General features: G+C 62.2%; 21 protein-coding genes. 10 read left to right on the top strand and 11 right to left on the bottom strand.

The annotated features are described in order from the left end of the window. Positions 1 to 153 precede the first annotated feature (153 nt). Complete coding sequence (locus FQ668_RS25905) at positions 154 to 1,026, bottom strand: LysR family transcriptional regulator (RefSeq protein ID WP_003253385.1); 873 nt, start codon at positions 1,024 to 1,026, stop codon at positions 154 to 156. A 205-nt stretch (positions 1,027 to 1,231) separates the two neighbouring features. Here FQ668_RS25905 and FQ668_RS25900 point away from each other — a divergent pair, with 205 nt between their 5' ends. From FQ668_RS25900 to FQ668_RS25890, 3 genes are all read left to right on the top strand, one after another. After that, on the top strand, positions 1,232 to 2,614 hold the full coding sequence (locus FQ668_RS25900; protein WP_003253387.1) for a glutamine synthetase family protein: 1,383 nt from the start codon (positions 1,232 to 1,234) through the stop codon (positions 2,612 to 2,614). Positions 2,615 to 2,618: 4 nt separating this feature from the next. Beyond that, complete coding sequence (locus FQ668_RS25895) at positions 2,619 to 3,386, top strand: gamma-glutamyl-gamma-aminobutyrate hydrolase family protein (RefSeq protein ID WP_012054103.1); 768 nt, start codon at positions 2,619 to 2,621, stop codon at positions 3,384 to 3,386. 119 nt (positions 3,387 to 3,505) lie between these two features. Next, positions 3,506 to 5,047: an APC family permease gene (locus FQ668_RS25890; RefSeq protein ID WP_014592854.1), complete on the top strand. Its 1,542-nt coding sequence runs from the start codon at positions 3,506 to 3,508 to the stop codon at positions 5,045 to 5,047. 130 nt (positions 5,048 to 5,177) lie between these two features. Here FQ668_RS25890 and gmk read toward each other — a convergent pair whose 3' ends face one another. Both gmk and FQ668_RS25880 read right to left on the bottom strand, forming a co-directional pair. Continuing rightward, entirely contained in the window at positions 5,178 to 5,798 is a 621-nt protein-coding gene (gene gmk, locus FQ668_RS25885; protein WP_010955795.1) for a guanylate kinase, read from the bottom strand. A gap of 13 nt (positions 5,799 to 5,811) precedes the next feature. Continuing rightward, positions 5,812 to 6,675: a YicC/YloC family endoribonuclease gene (locus FQ668_RS25880; RefSeq protein WP_010955794.1), complete on the bottom strand. Its 864-nt coding sequence runs from the start codon at positions 6,673 to 6,675 to the stop codon at positions 5,812 to 5,814. Between the two features lie 226 nt (positions 6,676 to 6,901). Here FQ668_RS25880 and rph point away from each other — a divergent pair, with 226 nt between their 5' ends. After that, positions 6,902 to 7,624, top strand: a complete 723-nt coding sequence (gene rph / locus FQ668_RS25875; protein WP_014592853.1) for a ribonuclease PH — start codon at positions 6,902 to 6,904, stop codon at positions 7,622 to 7,624. A gap of 23 nt (positions 7,625 to 7,647) precedes the next feature. Then, on the top strand, positions 7,648 to 8,016 hold the full coding sequence (locus FQ668_RS25870) for a DUF4870 domain-containing protein (protein ID WP_003253399.1): 369 nt from the start codon (positions 7,648 to 7,650) through the stop codon (positions 8,014 to 8,016). Positions 8,017 to 8,049: 33 nt separating this feature from the next. Here the strand turns inward: FQ668_RS25870 and FQ668_RS25865 are convergent, their stop codons facing one another. Then, positions 8,050 to 8,829 carry an exodeoxyribonuclease III gene (locus tag FQ668_RS25865; RefSeq protein ID WP_003253401.1) on the bottom strand — a complete coding sequence of 260 codons (780 nt, stop codon included), beginning with the start codon at positions 8,827 to 8,829 and terminating at the stop codon, positions 8,050 to 8,052. Between the two features lie 80 nt (positions 8,830 to 8,909). Here FQ668_RS25865 and pyrE point away from each other — a divergent pair, with 80 nt between their 5' ends. Next, a complete protein-coding gene (gene pyrE / locus FQ668_RS25860; protein ID WP_003253405.1) occupies positions 8,910 to 9,551 on the top strand; it encodes an orotate phosphoribosyltransferase in 642 nt (213 codons plus the stop codon). Positions 9,552 to 9,733: 182 nt separating this feature from the next. On the opposite strand, the gene argB is transcribed toward pyrE, so the two are convergent. From argB to coaBC, 4 genes are all read right to left on the bottom strand, one after another. Next, a complete protein-coding gene (gene argB / locus FQ668_RS25855; protein WP_004575216.1) occupies positions 9,734 to 10,639 on the bottom strand; it encodes an acetylglutamate kinase in 906 nt (301 codons plus the stop codon). A 30-nt stretch (positions 10,640 to 10,669) separates the two neighbouring features. Further along, entirely contained in the window at positions 10,670 to 12,070 is a 1,401-nt protein-coding gene (locus FQ668_RS25850; RefSeq protein ID WP_014592851.1) for a phosphomannomutase/phosphoglucomutase, read from the bottom strand. A 111-nt stretch (positions 12,071 to 12,181) separates the two neighbouring features. Further along, complete coding sequence (gene dut / locus FQ668_RS25845; RefSeq protein ID WP_019436930.1) at positions 12,182 to 12,637, bottom strand: dUTP diphosphatase; 456 nt, start codon at positions 12,635 to 12,637, stop codon at positions 12,182 to 12,184. A gap of 5 nt (positions 12,638 to 12,642) precedes the next feature. Further along, positions 12,643 to 13,854 carry a bifunctional phosphopantothenoylcysteine decarboxylase/phosphopantothenate--cysteine ligase CoaBC gene (gene coaBC / locus FQ668_RS25840; protein WP_003253409.1) on the bottom strand — a complete coding sequence of 404 codons (1,212 nt, stop codon included), beginning with the start codon at positions 13,852 to 13,854 and terminating at the stop codon, positions 12,643 to 12,645. A gap of 126 nt (positions 13,855 to 13,980) precedes the next feature. Here coaBC and radC point away from each other — a divergent pair, with 126 nt between their 5' ends. Next, positions 13,981 to 14,661 carry a DNA repair protein RadC gene (gene radC / locus FQ668_RS25835; protein ID WP_010955789.1) on the top strand — a complete coding sequence of 227 codons (681 nt, stop codon included), beginning with the start codon at positions 13,981 to 13,983 and terminating at the stop codon, positions 14,659 to 14,661. 133 nt (positions 14,662 to 14,794) lie between these two features. Here radC and FQ668_RS25830 read toward each other — a convergent pair whose 3' ends face one another. Next, positions 14,795 to 16,384: an ABC transporter substrate-binding protein gene (locus FQ668_RS25830; RefSeq protein ID WP_019436931.1), complete on the bottom strand. Its 1,590-nt coding sequence runs from the start codon at positions 16,382 to 16,384 to the stop codon at positions 14,795 to 14,797. Positions 16,385 to 16,745: 361 nt separating this feature from the next. Here FQ668_RS25830 and rpmB point away from each other — a divergent pair, with 361 nt between their 5' ends. Both rpmB and rpmG read left to right on the top strand, forming a co-directional pair. Further along, the gene (gene rpmB, locus FQ668_RS25825) at positions 16,746 to 16,982 is read left to right on the top strand and encodes a 50S ribosomal protein L28 (protein ID WP_003253504.1); all 237 of its coding nucleotides are present in this window, start codon (positions 16,746 to 16,748) and stop codon (positions 16,980 to 16,982) included. Positions 16,983 to 16,993: 11 nt separating this feature from the next. Beyond that, complete coding sequence (gene rpmG, locus FQ668_RS25820) at positions 16,994 to 17,149, top strand: 50S ribosomal protein L33 (protein WP_003253507.1); 156 nt, start codon at positions 16,994 to 16,996, stop codon at positions 17,147 to 17,149. Between the two features lie 67 nt (positions 17,150 to 17,216). Here rpmG and FQ668_RS25815 read toward each other — a convergent pair whose 3' ends face one another. Together FQ668_RS25815 and FQ668_RS25810 are read right to left on the bottom strand one after the other, a co-directional pair. Further along, a complete protein-coding gene (locus tag FQ668_RS25815) occupies positions 17,217 to 17,420 on the bottom strand; it encodes a hypothetical protein (protein ID WP_003253508.1) in 204 nt (67 codons plus the stop codon). Between the two features lie 83 nt (positions 17,421 to 17,503). Beyond that, positions 17,504 to 17,863 (bottom strand): cupin domain-containing protein, encoded by a 360-nt coding sequence (locus tag FQ668_RS25810; RefSeq protein WP_003258971.1) that lies wholly within the window; start codon positions 17,861 to 17,863, stop codon positions 17,504 to 17,506. Positions 17,864 to 18,059: 196 nt separating this feature from the next. Here FQ668_RS25810 and FQ668_RS25805 point away from each other — a divergent pair, with 196 nt between their 5' ends. After that, positions 18,060 to 19,553, top strand: a complete 1,494-nt coding sequence (locus FQ668_RS25805) for an aldehyde dehydrogenase (protein ID WP_010955785.1) — start codon at positions 18,060 to 18,062, stop codon at positions 19,551 to 19,553. The last annotated feature ends 91 nt before the right edge of the window (positions 19,554 to 19,644 follow it).

Genomic DNA, 19,644 nt, shown 5'->3' with positions numbered 1-19,644 from the left:
GAAGCGCTGTTTTGCCGGGCGGTAGCTGCAAACCCTGCGATGCCTTCTTCGCGGGTGAACCCGCTCCTACAGGGGTCGCGTAGCTTGTAGCGGCGGGTTTACCCGCGAAAGGGCCGGAACAGACACCCTCAGTGCATGAGCCTGACGATAACCTCAGAGCATCGCGTCACGCAACCGCGGGGTCAGCTCTTCGAACAAGGTCTGCACCGAGCGCAACGCCCGGCAATCCGGCCGGGTCAGCAACCACAGCTGAGTGTCGCAGCCGGGCAGGGGGCCGCTGAGTGCATCCACCCCGGGCAGCGCATGCACCATATAGTCCGGGAGCGCTGCCACGCCCAGGCCGGCCATTACCAACTGGGCGATGGTCGACATGCTGCTGCACTGGTAGCGCGGGCTCAGGCCCGGGTGTTGCTGGTTGCGCCAGACCACCGTAGGGTGGTCCTGCATCGAGTCGTCTGGTGCGATCCACGGCACGCTGGCGGGGGACTCGCTCAGGCGCTCTCGCCACTGTGGCTGGCCGCAGACCACATAGGAGGTCGAACCCAGGTTGCGGCCCACCAGGTGCTCCGGAGGTGTGTTGGTCAGGCGCAGGGCGATGTCGGCGTCGCGCCGGCTGAGGTTGGCGAAGGTATTGGAGGTGCCCATCTCCAGCGACAAAGCCGGGTAGTTGGACATGAACTCGGCCAGCGCCGGCAGCAACAGGCTGTGCATCACCGCCTCTGTGCAGGTCAGGCGCACCGTGCCGCTGACCACTTGCTCGCCGCTGGTCATGGCAATGCGCGCCGCTTCCAGCGCCTGCTCGGCGCGTTCGGCCTGCTCGGCCAAGGCCTGGGCGGTGTCAGTCGGCAGATAGCCCTTTCGGCTCTTGACGAACAAGGCGGTGCCCAGCGCCGACTCCAATCGGCGGATCGAGCGGAACACGGTCGAAACGTCGACTTTGAGCAGTTCGGCGGCTTTGGCCAGCGAGCGGCCACGTTCCAGTGCCAGGACCAGAGAGAGGTCTGCGTGGGTTATCTGATATTGCATTGATGCACGCTCTGCTTGCCAAATTGCCAATGTCTGTTGCGTCTGGGCCATTTTATAGTGAAACGGCCCCCCGGAATCAATGCGCCCGGTCGGGTAACCAGTCCCCACGATGGGAAAGTGAAAACAACAACAGCTGCAACCATCGTCGCCCGTGAGGCGCCAGCCGTATCCCCACATCGCCGCAGCACATCAAAGGATGTACACCATGACGTCGGTAACCCCGTGCGCCAGTTCTTCCAGCGAGATGAATGACTTCCTCCAGGCCCATCCGGACACGCAGTACGTAGACCTGCTGATCTCCGACATGAATGGCGTGGTACGTGGCAAGCGCATCGAGCGGGCCAGCCTGCACAAGGTGTACGAGAAGGGCATCAACCTGCCCGCATCGCTGTTCGCCCTTGATATCAACGGTTCCACTGTCGAAAGCACCGGCCTTGGCCTGGACATCGGCGACGCCGACCGCATCTGTTTCCCGATCCCCGGCACGCTGTCGGACGAGCCGTGGCAAAAGCGCCCCACCGCCCAGCTGCTGATGACCATGCACGAGCTGGATGGCCAGCCGTTCTTCGCCGACCCGCGTGAAGTGCTGCGCCAGGTGGTGAGCAAGTTCGACGACCTGGGCCTGGATATTTGCGCCGCGTTCGAACTGGAGTTCTACCTGATCGATCAGGACAACCTCAACGGCCGCCCGCAGCCGCCGCGCTCGCCGATCTCCGGCAAGCGCCCGCAGTCGACCCAGGTGTACCTGATCGACGACCTCGACGAGTACGCCGACTGCTTGCAGGACATGCTCGAAGCAGCCAAGGAACAGGGCCTGCCTGCCGACGCCATCGTCAAGGAAAGCGCCCCGGCGCAGTTCGAGGTCAACTTGCACCACGTGGCGGATCCGCTGAAGGCCTGCGACTATGCGATCCTGCTCAAGCGCCTGATCAAGAACGTCGCCTACGACCATGAAATGGACACCACCTTCATGGCCAAGCCCTACCCGGGCCAGGCAGGCAACGGCCTGCATGTGCACATTTCATTGCTGGACAAGAAAACCGGCAAGAACATCTTCGCCAGTGACGATCCGCTGCAGAGCGACACGCTGCGCCACGCCATCGGTGGCGTGCTGGAAACCATGCCGGCGTCGATGGCCTTCCTGTGCCCCAACATCAACTCCTACCGCCGCTTCGGTGCGCAGTTCTACGTGCCCAATGCGCCGAGCTGGGGCCTGGACAACCGCACCGTGGCCGTACGCGTGCCCACCGACAGCAGCGACAATGTGCGCCTTGAGCACCGTGTAGCCGGCGCCGATGCCAACCCGTACCTGATGCTCGCGGCGATCCTTGCCGGCGTTCACCATGGCCTGACCAACAAGGTCGAGCCCGAGGCGCCGATCGAAGGCAACTCCTACGAGCAGCTGGAGCAAAGCCTGCCGAACAACCTGCGCGATGCCCTGCGCGCGCTGGATGACAGCGAAGTCCTCAACCAATACATCAGCCCGGACTACATCGATATCTTCGTGGCCTGCAAGGAAAGCGAACTGGCCGAGTTCGAAGTGTCGATTTCCGACCTCGAGTACAACTGGTACCTGCACACGGTGTAAGCCCATGAGCGCAAATGCGGTCCCTTTGATCGGTGTCAGCGCCTGCCGTCAGCAGGTAGGGAAGAACTCCTCGCACACGGTCGGCGACAAGTATGTCGAGGCAGCCGGCTTTGCCGGCTTGCCACTGATCTTGCCGGCCCGTGATGGCGGCAGCGACACGCAAGCGCTGCTGGCACGCCTGCACGGCATTGTTTTTACCGGCTCGCCTTCAAATATCGAGCCGCATCATTACAATGGCGCCCCCAGTGTGGCGGGTACCCGGCATGATCTGGCGCGTGATCGCCTGACCCTGCCGCTGCTGCAGGCAGCCATTGCCGTCGGTGTGCCCGTATTCTGCATCTGCCGAGGCTACCAGGAGCTGAACGTGGCCCTTGGCGGCAGCCTGCACCAGCGTGTGCAGGAGCTGCCTGGCTACCTTGACCACCGCGAACCCGAGGATGCCCCCCTGGAGGTGCAATACAGCCCTCGCCACTCGGTCAGTATCGAGCCTGGCGGGTTGTTCGAGCGCCTGGGCCTGGCGGCGCAGTTCGAGGTCAATTCGTTGCACAGCCAGGGCATCGACCGTCTGGCCCCGGGCCTGCGCGTCGAGGCACGGGCCCCGGATGGCCTGATCGAGGCGGTGTCCATGCCTGCGGCGCCGGGCTTTGTGCTTGGGGTGCAGTGGCACCCGGAGTGGCGCTTCAACGAAAACCCGGTCTCGCTGCGTCTGTTTCAGGCGTTTCGCGAGGCCTGCAATGCCTACGCAGCACGGGAGGGCTCACGGCAGGAATGATTCTGACGTCAGCCGAAGGTCTCGGATGACTCGTCCCCGATAGCAAGCTTTCAATGAGTGAAAGCGAGCCTTGTACCCAAGGCTTGTTAAAACAATTCCAAAATTTACGGCAAATACTCATGAGCAATTACACAGAAGCCGGCCGCCCACCCGATGTGGCGGCCGACGCGGGCAACACTCAGCGCAGCAAAGGCCTGGCCAAGGGCCGATTGGGGCTGCTGGCCAGCGTGGTGCTGGGCATTTCCACCATCGCCCCGGTCTATACCCTGACCGGGGCCCTTGGCCCTACCGTGCGTGAGGTGGGCGCCCACCTGCCGGCCGTGTTCATCGTGGGCTTCTTGCCGATGCTGCTGGTGGCCCTGGGCTATCGCGAGCTGAACTCGGCGGAGCCGGACAGCGGTACTTCGTTTACCTGGTCGGCGCGTGCATTCGGCCCGATGATCGGCTGGATCGGCGGCTGGGGACTGGTGGTTGCCACCACGATCGTGCTGTCGAACCTGGCAGGTGTGGCGGTGGACTTCTTCTACCTGTTCCTTGGCCAGATCACCGGCAAGCATGAGCTGGCAGCGTTGGCCGACAACCTGTTGATCAACATCGTTACCTGTTGCGTGTTCATTGGCTTGGCAGTGTGGATCTGCTGTAGGGGTATCGCCACCACAATGACTGTGCAGTACGGCTTGGTGGCCCTGCAGTTGCTGGTGTTGATCGGCTTTGCTTTCGCCGCTTTCGGCGGCACCACCGCGCCGCCGCCGCTGGCGTTCGATTTCGCCTGGTTCAACCCGTTCGGTGTCGAGTCGTTCTCGGCCTTTGCCGCTGGCCTGTCATTGTCGATCTTCATCTTTTGGGGCTGGGACACATGCCTGACCGTCAGTGAAGAGTCGGTGGGCAGCGAAGAGGTGCCGGGCAAGGCCGCTACATGGACCGTGATGTTGATCCTGGGCCTGTACCTGTTCACCGCCATCGCCACCCTGCAGTTTGCCGGTATCAGCGAAACGGGTCTGGGCCTGAACAACCCGCGCATCCAGGAGAACGTCTTTGCCCACCTGGCCGGCCCGGTCATGGGGCCGCTGGCGATCCTGATGTCCATCGCCGTGCTGGCCAGTACGGCGGCCTCGCTGCAGTCCACCTTCGTGGCGCCGGCGCGCACCCTGTTGGCCATGGGTTATTACGGTGCGGTACCGCAGAAATTCGCCAGCGTCTGCCCGCGCTCGCAAACGCCGCGCTACGCCACCATTTGCGCCGGCCTGGCCGCAGGCCTGTTCTACGTGACCATGCGTACGCTGAGCGAGAACGTGCTGGCAGATACCATCACGGCATTGGGCATGATGATCTGCTTCTACTATTCGCTGACCGCGTTTGCCTGCGTCTGGTATTTCCGCGGCAGCCTGTTCGACAGCCTGCGCCACTTCATCATGCGCGGCCTGTGCCCGCTGGTGGGGGGTGTCATCTTGTCGGTGATCTTCGTGCGCACCGCCATCGACAGTGCTTCGCCGGACTTCGGCAGCGGCTCGCATGTGGGCGGGCTGGGGCTGGTGTTCGTGATTGCTGCGATCATTTCGGTGCTTGGCATCGGCCTGATGATGCTGTCGCGCATGCGTGCGCCGGCGTACTTCCTCGGGGCTACCCTGCGTCAGCAGGCTACCTTGCCGCTGCAGGACTAAACCATTGGGGCCGCCCTGCGGCCCTTCGCGGGCACGCCCGCTCCCACAGGTGCGGCACAAGCCTCAAGGCAGTGATTAACCCGGGGAGCGGGCGTGCCCGCGAAGGGCTGCAATGCAGCCCCATCGATCTTCAGCCGATCATTTGCTTGAGCAATGCCGCATGACGCTGCTGCTGCTTCTTCAGCAGCAGCCGATTCGAGCGGAACACTGCTTTCAAGTCTGCCAGCGCCGTGTCGAAATCATCATTGATGATTACGTAGTCATACTCGTCGTAGTGCACCATCTCGCTGACCGCTTCCTTCATGCGCCCGGCAATGATCTCTTCGCTGTCCTGCCCGCGTCCGTCCAGGCGGTGGCGAAGCGCCTCCTGGCTTGGAGGCAGGATGAACACCGACAGCGCCTGTGGCATCAGCTTGCGCACTTGCTGGGCACCTTGCCAGTCGATTTCCAGAATCAGGTCGTAGCCCTGGTCCAGGGTCTGCTGCAGCGCGCTGCGTGAAGTGCCGTAGAAGTTGCCGAACACTTCGGCATGCTCCAGAAAGTCACCTTGCGCGATCAGCGCCTTGAATTCCTCGTGGACGACGAAGTGATAGTTCACCCCATGCTGTTCGCCCGGGCGCATGGCGCGGGTGGTGTGCGAGACCGAGACGCGGATCTGCTGGTCGTCTTTGGTCAGGGCGGTGACCAGGCTGGTCTTGCCGGCACCCGAGGGGGCCGAAACGATGTAGAGGGTGCCGCTGCTGTGGTTCATGGTCGGGGTGGCCTTACTCGATGTTCTGTACTTGTTCACGCATCTGTTCGATCAATACCTTCAGGTTGACCGCCGCTTGCGTGCTGCGTGGGTCGAAGGCCTTGGAGCCGAGGGTGTTGGCCTCGCGGTTGAGTTCCTGCATCAGGAAGTCCAGGCGCCGGCCAGCGGCGCCGCCACCCTTGAGCACGCGGCGCACTTCGGTGACGTGAGTGCTGAGGCGGTCGAGTTCCTCTGCCACGTCGCTTTTCTGGGCCAGCAGTACCATCTCCTGCTCCAGGCGCTGTGGGTCCAGTTCGGCTTGCATGTCGCCGAAGCGGTCGAGAATCTTCTGCCGCTGCGCCGCCAGCATCTGCGGCACCAGGGCGCGCAGGGTAGTGACTTCGCTGGCCATGTTGTCCAGGCGTTCGTTGATCAGCCGGGCCAGTTCCTGGCCTTCGCGCTGGCGCCCGGCCTTGAGTTCGGCCAGCGCTTCGTCGAACAGCGCCATGGCTTCGGCGTTCAGTGCCTGGGGGTCGCTGGTGTCGGCCACCAGCACGCCTGGCCATGACAGCACTTCCAGCGGGTTCAGGGGGGCCGGCTGCTTGATCAGGCCAGCCACTTCCTCGGCGGCGGCAACCAGTTGCGCGGCGCGCTCATGGTCCACTTTCAGCGGTTTGCCATTGCTGTCTTCGTTGAGGCGCAAGGTGCATTCCACCTTGCCGCGTGACAGGCCCTGGCGCAGGCCTTCACGTACGCCGCCTTCGAGGTCGCGCAGGGCCTCGGGCAGGCGCAGGTGCGGCTCCAGGTAACGGTGGTTGACCGAACGCAGTTCCCAGACCAGGGTGCCTTGGCTACCGGCGCGCTCGACACGAGCAAAAGCGGTCATGCTGTGCACCATGGGGAGTACCTCGCGTAATGAATGAACGGTGGGAGCCTCTCGGCTGCAAGGCGCAGGATTGTAGCGCAGTGTCGCCGTGGCGCCCAATCCGTCTATGTTACCGACGGGGGGTACTGCGGTAGGAAAAGGCGACGGGCTGTGCCGGGCGCGACAATAGGCATGTCTTCCCCGGGCTGCGGGCTCTATAATGCTCGGCAGATTCAAAGTCCCAGTACAGGTATCCCAGATGAAACGTCCAAGTGGTCGCGTTGCCGATCAGCTCCGCTCGATCCGCATCACCCGCAACTACACCAAGCACGCCGAAGGGTCGGTACTGGTCGAGTTCGGTGACACCAAAGTCATCTGCACGGTCAGCGTTGAAAACGGTGTACCGCGCTTCCTCAAAGGCCAGGGCCAAGGCTGGCTGACCGCCGAGTATGGCATGCTGCCGCGCTCCACCGGCGAACGTAACCAGCGCGAAGCCAGCCGTGGCAAGCAGGGTGGCCGCACTCTGGAAATCCAGCGCCTGATCGGCCGTTCGCTGCGCGCCGCGCTGGACATGAGCAAGCTCGGTGACATCACCCTGTACGTCGATTGCGACGTGATCCAGGCCGATGGCGGTACCCGTACCGCGTCCATCACCGGCGCCATGGTTGCCTTGTGCGACGCTTTGGCAGTCATCAAGAAGCGCGGCGGCCTCAAGGGCGGCAACCCGCTCAAGCACATGATCGCTGCCGTGTCGGTAGGCATGTACCAGGGCGAAGCGGTGCTCGACCTGGACTACCTGGAAGACTCCGCAGCCGAAACCGACCTGAATGTGGTCATGACCAGCGCTGGTGGTTTCATCGAAGTGCAGGGTACTGCCGAAGGCGCACCGTTCCAGCCGGAAGATTTCAACGCCATGCTCGCTTTGGCGCAGAAGGGCATTAACGAGATTTTCGAGCTGCAGCAGGCAGCACTGGCTGACTGAAGCCAGCCTAGGAGGTGCGGGGCATGAGCGATTCGAACCTGTCGATCACCCCGCCCAATGCCGAAATCCGGCAATGGGCGATGTTCTGCCACCTCTCCGCGCTGTTGGGCTTGGTAGTGCCGCTCGGGCACCTGCTGGGCCCGCTGGTGCTCTGGCACCTCAAGCGCGAGCAAGACCCTTTTATCGACGCCCAGGGCAAAGAGGCGCTGAACTTTCAAATCAGCGTGACCATTGCCGGGTTCATCTGCTTCCTGCTGATGTTCGTGTTTATCGGGCTGGTGCTGTTTGCCATGCTCACGGTGGCAGTGATGATATTGATCATCATTGCGGCGGTGCGGGCGAATGAGGGCAAGCCTTATCGCTACCCGATGATCTGGCGGCCGATCAAATAACCATTAGGGCTGCAACGCAGCCCCAATGGCCTTTTAGATGGTCAGCGTCCAGTCGTAGTCGACGATCAGCGGCGCATGCTGGGAGAAGCGTGGCTGACGCGGCAGGCGAGCGTTGCGCACGAAGCGGCGCAGGCCCGGGGTCAGGATCTGGTAGTCGAACCGGTACCCCAGGTTGAGCATCTCGGCCTGCTCATTGTCCGGCCACCAGCTGTACTGGTCGCCTTCACGGCTGACTTCGCGCAAGGCATCGACATACCCCATCTCACCAGTGATCGCATCCATCCAGGCGCGTTCTGGCGCCAGGAAGCCCGGCGACTGCTGGCTGTCACGCCAATTCTTGATGTCGAGCTTCTGCTGCGCCACGTAGAACGAGCCGCAATAGATGTATTCGCGACGCTTGCGGCGCTGCTTGTCCAGGTACTTGGCGAAGTCGTCCATCAACTTGAATTTCTGGTTCAAGTCTTCGTCGCCGTTCATGCCCGAAGGCAGCAGCAGGCTGGCAATACTGACTTTGTCGAAATCTGCTTGCAGGTAACGCCCGTAGCGGTCGGCTGTCTCGAAGCCCAGGCCGGTGATGACTGCCTTGGGCTGCATGCGCGAGTAAAGGGCCACACCACCTTGGGCAGGCACCTCCGCGTCGCAGGCATAAAGGAAATAGCCATCGAGCTGGAAAGCTGGGTCGTCGAGTTCAAAGGCCGAGGCGCGGGTATCCTGAAGGCAGATGACGTCGGCATTCTGGGCTTGCAGCCAGCTGAGCAAACCACGCTCGGCCGCAGCCTGAATGCCATTTACGTTCACACTGATGATCCGCATAAATGGCCCCATAAATCTCGTGCGTGTATGATACCCGAGCTCAACCCATTTAGCTAAATCCGTGGTGTCCGGGACTATTCATGCAGCCGTATCAGCGCGACTTTATCCGTTTTGCCATCGATCGCGGGGTACTGCGTTTCGGTGAATTCACCCTGAAATCGGGGCGTACCAGCCCGTATTTCTTCAATGCCGGCTTGTTCAACACCGGCTCCGCACTGGCTGAGCTAGGGCGTTGCTACGCCGCCGCCATCGTCGACAGCAAGATCCCGTTCGATGTGCTGTTCGGCCCGGCCTACAAGGGTATCCCTTTGGCGGCGACTACCGCCGTGGCCCTTGCCGACCAGCATCAGCTGGACGTGCCATGGTGCTTCAACCGCAAGGAAGCCAAGGACCATGGTGAAGGTGGCAGCCTGGTCGGCGCGCCGCTGGCCGGTGACGTGCTGATCATCGACGACGTGATTACTGCCGGTACCGCCATTCGTGAGGTCATGCAGATCATCAACGCCCAGCAGGCCAAGGCCGCTGGTGTACTGATCGCGCTGAACCGTGAAGAGCGCGGCAATGGCGAACTGTCGGCGATCCAGGAAGTGGAACGCGACTTCGGTATCCCGGTGGTCAGCATTGTTTCGCTGACCCAGGTGCTGGAGTTCCTGGCCGATGATCCGCAGCTGAAGCAGCATCTGCCGGCCGTCGAGGCCTACCGGGCGCAGTACGGGATCTGATCCTGGCCCAGGAATGAAAAAGGCGACCTTCTTCAGAAGGTCGCCTTTTTTTGTGCCGCCTGATCTGGCCCTTTCGCGGGTAAACCCGCTCCTACATGGAGCAGCGCCAGACTCGAGGTCGGCGATTCCCTTTGTAGGAGCGGGTTTACCCGCGAAGAGGCCAGTGCAGGCTAACCGATCAATCAGCGCGGCTTGCGGTTGGTAATGAGGGTGCCCACGCCGCTGTCGGTGAAGATCTCCAGCAGCACTGCATTCGGCACGCGGCCATCGATGATGTGCGAGCTGTTGACACCGCCCTGCACCGCATCCAGCGCGCACTTGATCTTCGGCAGCATGCCACCATAAATAGTGCCGTCAGCGATCAGTTCGTTGACCTGCTCGGTGGTCAGGCCGGTCAGGACCTGGCCCTGCTTGTCCATCAGGCCGGCGATGTTGGTCAGCAGCATCAGCTTCTCGGCCTTCAGCGCCTCGGCCACCTTGCCCGCCACCAGGTCGGCGTTGATGTTGTACGACTCACCGTTGGCGCCCACGCCGATTGGCGCGATGACCGGGATGAAGTCGCCCTTCACCAGCATGTTCAACAGGTCGGTGTTCACGCTCACCACTTCACCAACGTGACCGATGTCGATGATTTCCGGAGTGGTCATCTCAGGCGTCTGGCGGCTGACAGTCAGCTTGCGGGCGCGAATCAGCTCCGCGTCCTTGCCGGTCAGGCCGATGGCGCTGCCGCCGTGGCGGTTGATCAGGTTGACGATGTCCTTGTTGACCTGGCCGCCCAGCACCATCTCCACAACGTCCATGGTCGCCGAATCGGTGACGCGCATGCCGTCGATGAAGTGGCTTTCGATCGACAGGCGCTTGAGCAGGTCACCGATCTGCGGGCCACCGCCGTGGACTACCACCGGGTTGATGCCCACAGCCTTCATCAGCACGATGTCACGGGCGAAGCCCGTCTTGAGCTCCTCGCTCTCCATCGCGTTGCCGCCGTACTTGATCACCAGGGTCTTGCCGACAAAGCGGCGGATGTAAGGCAGTGCTTCGGACAAAACCTCGGCTACATGGGAAGCGGCATCGCGATCGAGGGTCATGCAGGGCTCCTGTAAGGAACAGATAGTCGGTCAGAACGGCAGTTGCAGCTCAGGCTCTACCCGCAGCAACTGGGTGCGGAAAACATCCTTGATACGTTGCAATTCGGCGTCGCTGTCGGCCTCGAAACGCAGCACCAGCACCGGGGTGGTGTTGGAGGCGCGTACCAGGCCCCAGCCGTTGGCGTAGTCGACCCGCACACCGTCGATGGTGGTCAGGTTGGCTTCGCCCCAGTCGGCGTCGCGTTGCAGTGCATCAATGATGCTGAATTTACCCTCGTCGGTCACATCAATATTGATTTCCGGCGTGGAAATATCGTTCGGGAAGGCGGCAAACAGGTTTTCGGCGCTCTGCTCGGTCTTGCTGAGGATCTCCAGCAGGCGCGCGGCGCTATAGATGCCGTCGTCAAAACCGTACCAGCGTTCCTTGATGAAGATGTGACCGCTCATCTCGCCTGCCAGCAGCGAACCGGTCTGCTTCATCTTTTTCTTGATCAGCGAATGGCCGGTTTTCCACATCAAGGCGCGGCCACCGTGCTGTTCGATCAATGGGGTCAGGCGGCGGGTGCATTTGACGTCGAAGATGATCTCGGCGCCCGGGTTGCGCGACAGCACGTCCTGGGCAAACAGCATCAGCAGGCGGTCGGGGTAGACGATGCTGCCGGTGTTGGTCACTACGCCGACGCGGTCGCCGTCACCGTCGAAGGCCAGGCCGATATCGGCACCGGTTTCCTTGACCTTGGCGATCAGGTCCTCGAGGTTTTCCGGCTTGCCCGGGTCCGGGTGGTGGTTGGGGAAGTTGCCGTCGACCTCGCAGAACAGCGGGATCACTTCGCAGCCCAGGGCTTCGATCAGTTGCGGTGCAACCACGCCAGCGGCGCCGTTGCCGCAGTCCACCACCACCTTGAGTTTTTTCGCCAGCTTCACGTCGCCGACGATCTGCTGGAAGTAGCGGCCGAGGATATCGACCTTTTCCACGCGGCCTTGGGCCAGGGTCAGGTCGTTGGTTTTCAGGCGGGTCAGCAGGGCCTGGATCTGTTCGTTGGCCAAGGTGTCGCCGGCGATGACGATCTTGAAGCCGTTGTAGTCCGACGGGTTGTGGCTGCCGGTCAGCATCACACCGGACTTGCCGGCCAGCACGTTGGCTGCGTAATACAGCGCCGGGGTAGGCACCAGGCCGACGTCGCTGACGTGGCAGCCCGAATCGACCAGGCCTTTGATCAGCTGTTCCACCAGCATCGGGCCCGACAGGCGGCCATCGCGCCCTACCGAAACCTGCGGTTCGCCCTGGGCCAGGCTTTGCGCGCCGATGGCGCGGCCGATCCAGTAGGCGGTTTCGGCGTGAAGGGTCTTGCCGACCACGCCGCGTATGTCATATGCGCGGAAAATGCTGTCGGGCAATGCGGCGGGGACCAGGTGGGCCATGTCGTTCATCTCTGGAAGCTCCATTAGTCAAAGGCTTTCTGGGCAGGCGCAAACTGAACGCTTGGACGGTGGTTTCGCCAGAGAGTTCGCCATCCTTGGCCTGAACGGTCATTTGCTGGCTCAGTGGCTGCCGGAGTGACCAAAGCCGCCAGCGCCACGCTGGCTTTCGTCGAACGCTTCGACGATGTCGAAGTGAGCCTGCACCACCGGTACCAGCACCAGCTGGGCGATGCGCTCGCCAACCGCGATGGTGAACGGTGTGTTGCCGCGGTTCCAGCACGACACCATCAGTTCGCCCTGGTAGTCCGAATCGATCAGGCCGACCAGGTTGCCCAGCACGATGCCGTGCTTATGGCCCAGGCCCGAGCGCGGCAGGATGACTGCCGCCAGGCTCGGGTCGCCGATGTAGATCGACAGGCCGGTAGGAATCAGAACGGTCTGGCCCGGTTCGAGGATGGTGTCTTCCTTGAGCAGGGCGCGCAGGTCGAGGCCGGCGGAGCCGGGGGTGGCGTATGCGGGTAGCGGGAATTCGCTGCCCAGGCGTGGGTCGAGGATCTTGGCTTGAAGAGCGTGCATGTAACTTACTGAACCTGGTTGAGCCGTTCGGCGATGAAGGCGACCAGTTGCCGGGCGATCTTGCCCTTGCTGGTCTGCGCGAAGAGGGTCTGGTGCTGCTGGCGGTCGATCACGGTCAAGGCGTTTTCTTCGCTGTTGAAGCCGATGCTGGGGTTGGCCACATCATTGGCGACGATCAGGTCGAGGTTCTTGTCCTTGAGCTTGCGCGTGGCGTAATCGAGCAGGTGCTCGGTTTCGGCGGCAAAGCCGACGCTGAACGGGCGGTCGGCGCGGCCAGCAATGGTGGCAAGGATATCGGGATTACGCACCATCTGCAGCAGCATGCCGTCGCCGGTCGTAGGATCTTTCTTCAGTTTTTGTGTGGCAACCACTTCGGGGCGGTAGTCCGCAACCGCTGCCGAGGCAATGAACAGGTCGCACGGCATGGCCGCTTCACAGGCCGCGAGCATGTCCCGCGCGCTGACGACGTCGATGCGGCTGACCCGGTCAGGGGTTGGCAAGTGCACAGGGCCCGTGACGAGGGTCACCCGAGCCCCTGCTTCGGCGGCCGCTTCGGCCAGGGCGAAGCCCATCTTGCCGGAGCTATGATTGGTGATGTAGCGCACCGGGTCGATGTTTTCCTGGGTCGGCCCGGCGGTGATCAGCACGTGCTTGCCGGTCAGTGCCTGGCGCTTGAAGCTTTCCGCGGCGCACCAGGCCAGGTCGGTGGCTTCGAGCATGCGCCCCAGACCGACGTCGCCACAGGCCTGGCTGCCGGATGCCGGGCCGAACACCTGAATGCCACGGCTCTTGAGCAGCTCGAGGTTGGCTTGGGTGGCCGGGTCACGCCACATGGCCTGGTTCATCGCCGGCGCCACGGCGACGGTGGCGTCAGTGGCCAGCACCAGCGTGGTCAGCAGGTCGTCTGCCATGCCTTGGGCCATGCGTGCCATGAGGTCGGCGGTGGCTGGGGCGATCAACACCAGGTCCGCCCACTTGGCCAGTTCGATATGGCCCATGGCTGCTTCTGCGGCCGGGTCGAGCAGGTCCATGTGCACCGGGTGGCCCGACAGCGCCTGCAGGGTCAGCGGGGTGATGAATTCGGCACCACCCCGGGTCATGACGACGCGCACCTGCGCGCCGTGCTCGAGGAGACGGCGAATCAGCTCGGCGCTTTTGTAGGCGGCAATGCCGCCACCCACGCCGAGAACGATGCGCTTGCGATACAGCCGCTGCATAGGCTTGCCTTTTTCCAGTGAGAGCGGGCGGCGACGTTTGAAAATGCCTGCGGCGGAACGTCGCATGTACGAGGCGAAATAGATTAACACAGGGCCGAAATGGGCCGCAGCAAAGGCAGGGGTGGAATGAACATCAGGGAGTGGCCGGCGGAAGAACGGCCTAGGGAGAAGTTGTTGCAGCGAGGGGCAGGGAGCCTGACAGATACGGAGCTGCTGGCCGTTTTTCTCGGCTCAGGCGTACGTGGGTGTAATGTCGTGGAGCTTTCGCGAGGCTTGTTGGTGAAGTTCGGCAGCTTGCGCCGGTTGCTGGAGGCCGACCGCGAGGCCTTCGTCGGCGAGCTTGGGTTGGGCCCGGTAAGGTACAGCCAGCTGCAGGCACTGCTTGAGATTGGCCGCAGGCACCTTGCAACGTCGATTGAGCGGGAGTCTGCCATGGACAGCCCGGCAGCGGTGCGACGCTACTTGAAAGCCATGCTCAGGCATGAGGCCAGCGAGGTGTTCGGGTGTCTGTTTCTCGATACCAAGCACCGGCCACTGGCATTTGAGATCCTGTTCAGGGGCACGATAGATCGGGCGAGTGTCTATCCGCGAGAGGTGGTGCGGCGGGCGTTGGTGCACAACGCTGCGGCATTGATCCTGTGCCACAACCATCCTTCAGGGATCAGTGAACCGAGTCAGGACGATGTGCATTTGACCCTGTCGTTGAAGCGGGGGTTGGCGTTGATCGATGTGCGGGTGCTGGATCACATCATCATTGGTGATGGGGAGCCGTTGTCGATGGTCGAGCATGGGTGGATTGTGGTCTGAAGAAGCCTATGGAACTTGTGCCGCCAGTGTCGGCCCTTTCGCGGGTGAACCCGCTCCTACAGGGTAGCGTCAACTGCCAGACTGGCGCTGTCACTGTAGGAGCGGGTTTACCCGCGAAGAGGCCGGTACAGGCTTACTTGATCACTGTCACCTTGCTGAAATCCAGCCGCCCGAACGGGCTCACCTGGTACCCCTCGACGCCTTGGCGCAGCAAGGTCGCCGCCGTCGGGTGCGCCAGTGGCACCCACAGCGCCTGCTGCTGGATCAGTGTCTGCGCCTGCTGGTACAGCCGGCTGCGCACGCTCTGGTCGTTAGTGGTGCGGCCGGCGCTGATCAGCTGGTCGAGGCGGCTGTCGCAGAAGCGTGCGAAGTTGGTCCCTGACTCGACCGCCGCACAGGAAAACTGCGGGCTGAGGAAGTTGTCCGGGTCGCCGTTGTCGCCCGCCCAGCCCATGAACAGCAAGTCATGCTCGCCGGCCTTGGCGCGGCGTATCAGTTCGCCCCACTCGATCACGCGGATCTCCGCTTTCACGCCAATCTTCGCCAGGTCGGCTTGCAGCATCTGCGCGCCAAGGCTGGGGTTGGGATTGAGCAGGCTTCCCGAGGGACGGGTCCAGATGGTGGTACTGAAGCCTTCGGCCAGCCCGGCCTTGGCCAGCAGGGCCTTGGCTTTCTTCAGGTCCAGCGGGTAGCCGGGCAGGTCCTTGGCGTAGCTCCAGGTGTTGGGCGGGTAGGGGCCGTTGGCCGCCACAGCAGAGTCTTCGAACACGGCCTTGAGGTAGGCTTGCCTGTCGAAGGCCAGGTTGATCGCCTGGCGCACTTCCGCTTTGTCCAGCGGCGGGTGCTGGGTGTTGATGGCGACGAAGGCTGTCATGAATGCCGGGGTGGTGGCCGCCTTGAGGTTACCGTCCTGGCCCGCTTCGACAATGTCCAACGGCTTGGGCGAAAGGGCAACCTGGCACTCGCCACGCTTGAGCTTCTGCAGGCGCACGTTGGCATCGGTGGTGATGGCGAAGATCAGCGGGTCGACCGCCGGCTTGCCGGCGAAGTAGTCCGGGTTGGCGCGGTAGCGCACCACGGCGTCTTTCTGGAAACGCTGGAACACGAACGGCCCGGTGCCGATCGGTTGGTTGTTGAGCTTTTCCGGTGTGCCGGCCTTGAGCAGCTTGTCGGCGTATTCGGCGGAGTAGATCGAGGCGAAGCCCATGCTCAGGGTGGCCAGGAAGGTGGCGTCCGGGTGGCTGAGGGTGAAGCGCACGGTGTTCGGCGACGGTGCCTCGATCGCCTTGATCAGGCTGCCCAGCTGCAGCGATTGGGCATGCGGGTAGCCGCCCGGCGCAGTCTTGTGCCAGGCATGGGCCGGGTAGAGCATGCGCTGGAAGCTGAACAGCACGTCGTCGGCATTCAGCTTGCGGCTTGGCTTGAAGTAGGGGGTGCTATGAAACTTGACGTCATCGCGCAGGGTGAAGTCATACACCAGGCCGTCGGCCGATACCGTCCAGCTGGTCGCCAGGCTCGGCACCACCTTGCCTTGCGCCGCATCGAACTCCACCAGGCGGTTCATCAGCACGTCGGCGGTGGCGTTGGTGGTGGTGAGCGAATTGTACTGCACCACGTCGAAGCCTTCGGGGCTGGCCTCGCTGCAAACGCTCAGCGGAGCGGCCTGGGCAACGCCGGCGGCGAACAGGGAGGTGAACAATAAGGAAAGTGCGGCGGCACGCATGGTGGCTCCTTGGCTGTCAGTGGCCCATCTGCCAGTGCAGTCTGTAAAAGGCCTACCCTAGTGCGCCCGCCGGCAAATGACCACACCCTTTTTTGCAAATCTTGCGACGAGCGGTCGACGACTGGCGGGGCCTGCCGCTATGCTGGCCCGGCGCGTTCTGGCTAGCGGTAATGTGCATCTACTGTTGTTGCAGCCAAGTCTTTCTGGTATAAAGCAGCGCTCTTTTCTAGGGGCTCGGCCTGTCGCATAAGCGGATCCGGTCGATAAGGCCTCCAGAATCACGGCGCCCAGGCGCCAAAGACTGAGAGATTAAGCGGCCAACCCATGCCGGGTTGGGCATGTGGTTTTAGAGGGCTGAGTCATGTCGAGAGTCTGTCAAGTTACTGGTAAGGGTCCAGTAACCGGGAACAACATTTCCCACGCAAACAACAAAACCCGTCGTCGTTTCCTGCCGAACCTGCAGCACCACCGTTTCTGGGTTGAATCCGAGAAGCGTTTCGTGCGTCTGCGCGTTTCCGCCAAAGGCATGCGTATCATCGACAAGCGCGGCATCGACGCCGTTCTGGTTGACATCCGTAAAGCTGGCGCCAAGGTTTAAGGGAGAGCATCATGCGTGAATTGATCCGTCTGGTTTCGAGTGCCGGTACCGGCCACTTCTACACCACCGACAAGAACAAGCGCACCACCCCGGACAAAATCGAGATCAAGAAATATGATCCGGTTGTTCGCAAGCACGTGGTGTACAAGGAAGCCAAGATCAAGTAATTGATCGGCGACCTGAAAAAAAACCCGCATCCGAAAGGACGCGGGTTTTTTTTGGGCTGCAGCAGGGTCAGTTGAAGGCGAAACTCTGGATCATCAGGTCGGCGTCGGCCTTGATCTGGATGCGCTCGGCGTCGTAGTCGCGGGTGGACATCTCGTTGGGGCCAACCACGCGAGTGCGCCCGGTGAGGGCGCAGATGGTGCCTTTCAGCTCCGGCACGTAGCGGGTGCCGACCAGGTGGGCGAGGGTTTGCAGAACTTCTTCGTTGGTCATGCTGATTTTCCTTGTGAGGCTGAATGGCCCGAAACGGGCAGGGTCATCCTCACGCATGCCTGCAAACTCCCTGCGCTACATAGTTATTTCTGCTCGAACATCACATAGATCTTACGGCACGGCTCCAGCACCTCCCAAGTGCCTTTGAAGCCGGCGGGGATGACGAACCGATCGCCGGCACGCAGGGTTTTCGCCCCACCGTCCTGGTCGCGCAGCACCGAAACGCCCTGGACGATCTCGCAGTATTCGTGCTCCGTGTAGTTCACTGTCCACTGGCCCACCTCACCTTCCCATACGCCAGCGGCAAACTGCCCGCACGGGCTGGAATAATGGTTGTAGACCGCCTGGTCCGGCTCGCCCTTGAGAATTTTCTCTGCAGCCGGGCGGTAGCGTTCGGCTTCGGTGATGACCTGCGCGAAGTCGATGATGCTATCAATACTCATGGTTCGGCTCCTGTTGTTGTTTAATAAAATGAACATCAGTAGGCTTTTGAGCCTCTCGTGTCAAATATATTGATAGTTTACACCGGCTGGTTTAGGGTATCGCTTGCCAGTGTGCGCGTGGCGCCCGGCCAGAATTCTGACAACGCCTGTGAGTCCTCAGTGCGGCGTTGCACCTAAACAAGAGGAGGAGTTTCGTATGACCACCCTGACCCGTGCGGACTGGGAACAACGTGCCCAGCAACTGAAGATCGAAGGCCGTGCCTTCATCAACGGCGAATACACCGATGCCGTATCCGGTGAAACCTTCGAGTGCCTGAGCCCGGTCGACGGACGCTTCCTGGCCAAGGTTGCCAGCTGCGACCTGGCCGATGCCAACCGCGCTGTTGAAAATGCCCGTGCCACCTTCAACTCCGGCGTGTGGTCGCAGCTGGCCCCTGCCAAGCGCAAGGCCAAGTTGATCCGCTTCGCCGACCTGCTGCGCAAGAACGTTGAAGAGCTGGCGCTGTTGGAAACGCTGGACATGGGCAAGCCGATCGGCGACTCCTCCAGCATCGACATCCCAGGTGCGGCCCAAGCCATTCACTGGACTGCTGAAGCCATCGACAAGGTCTACGACGAAGTCGCCCCGACCCCGCATGACCAGCTTGGCCTGGTTACCCGCGAGCCGGTAGGTGTGGTCGGTGCCATCGTACCTTGGAACTTCCCGCTGCTGATGGCTTGCTGGAAGCTCGGCCCTGCACTGGCCACCGGTAACTCGGTCGTACTCAAGCCGTCCGAAAAATCGCCGCTGACTGCCATTCGCATCGCCCAACTGGCGATCGAAGCCGGTATCCCGGCTGGCGTGCTGAACGTTCTGCCAGGCTATGGCCACACCGTGGGCAAGGCACTGGCCCTGCACATGGACGTGGACACCCTGGTGTTCACCGGTTCGACCAAGATCGCCAAGCAGCTGATGGTTTACGCGGGCGAATCGAACATGAAACGCATCTGGCTGGAAGCCGGTGGCAAGAGCCCGAACATCGTCTTTGCCGATGCCCCGGACCTGCAAGCTGCCGCCGAGGCCGCCGCCAGCGCCATCGCCTTCAACCAGGGCGAAGTGTGCACTGCAGGTTCCCGCCTGCTGGTCGAGCGTTCGATCAAGGACAAGTTCCTGCCGATGGTGGTAGAGGCCCTGAAGGGCTGGAAACCAGGCAACCCGCTGGACCCGCAGACCACTGTCGGTGCCTTGGTCGATACCCAGCAGATGAACACCGTGCTGTCGTACATCGAGGCTGGCCACAAGGACGGCGCCAAGCTGCTGGCCGGCGGCAAGCGCACCCTGGAAGAGACCGGCGGCACCTACGTCGAGCCGACCATCTTCGACGGCGTGACTAACGCCATGCGCATTGCCCAGGAAGAAATCTTCGGCCCGGTGTTGTCGGTGATTGCCTTCGATACCGCCGAAGAAGCCGTGGCCATTGCCAACGACACCCCGTATGGCCTGGCAGCGGGTATCTGGACCTCGGACATTTCCAAGGCCCACAAGACCGCCCGTGCCGTGCGTGCAGGCAGCGTCTGGGTCAACCAGTACGATGGTGGCGACATGACCGCGCCGTTCGGTGGCTTCAAACAGTCGGGCAACGGCCGTGACAAGTCGCTGCACGCACTGGAGAAGTACACCGAGCTGAAGGCGACCTGGATCAAGCTGTAACCCGGTAGGTCCTTTTCGCGGGCAAGCCCGCTCCTGCAGGTCTTAGTGACCGTTGCAGGAGCGGGCTTGCCCGCAAATGGGCCCCTGGAAA

It is taken from the genome of Pseudomonas sp. Kh14 (assembly GCF_900291005.1).
Lineage (GTDB): Bacteria > Pseudomonadota > Gammaproteobacteria > Pseudomonadales > Pseudomonadaceae > Aquipseudomonas > Aquipseudomonas alloputida.
Note: the sequence above shows the minus strand (reverse complement) of the source record. Positions and strands in the feature narration are given on the sequence as shown.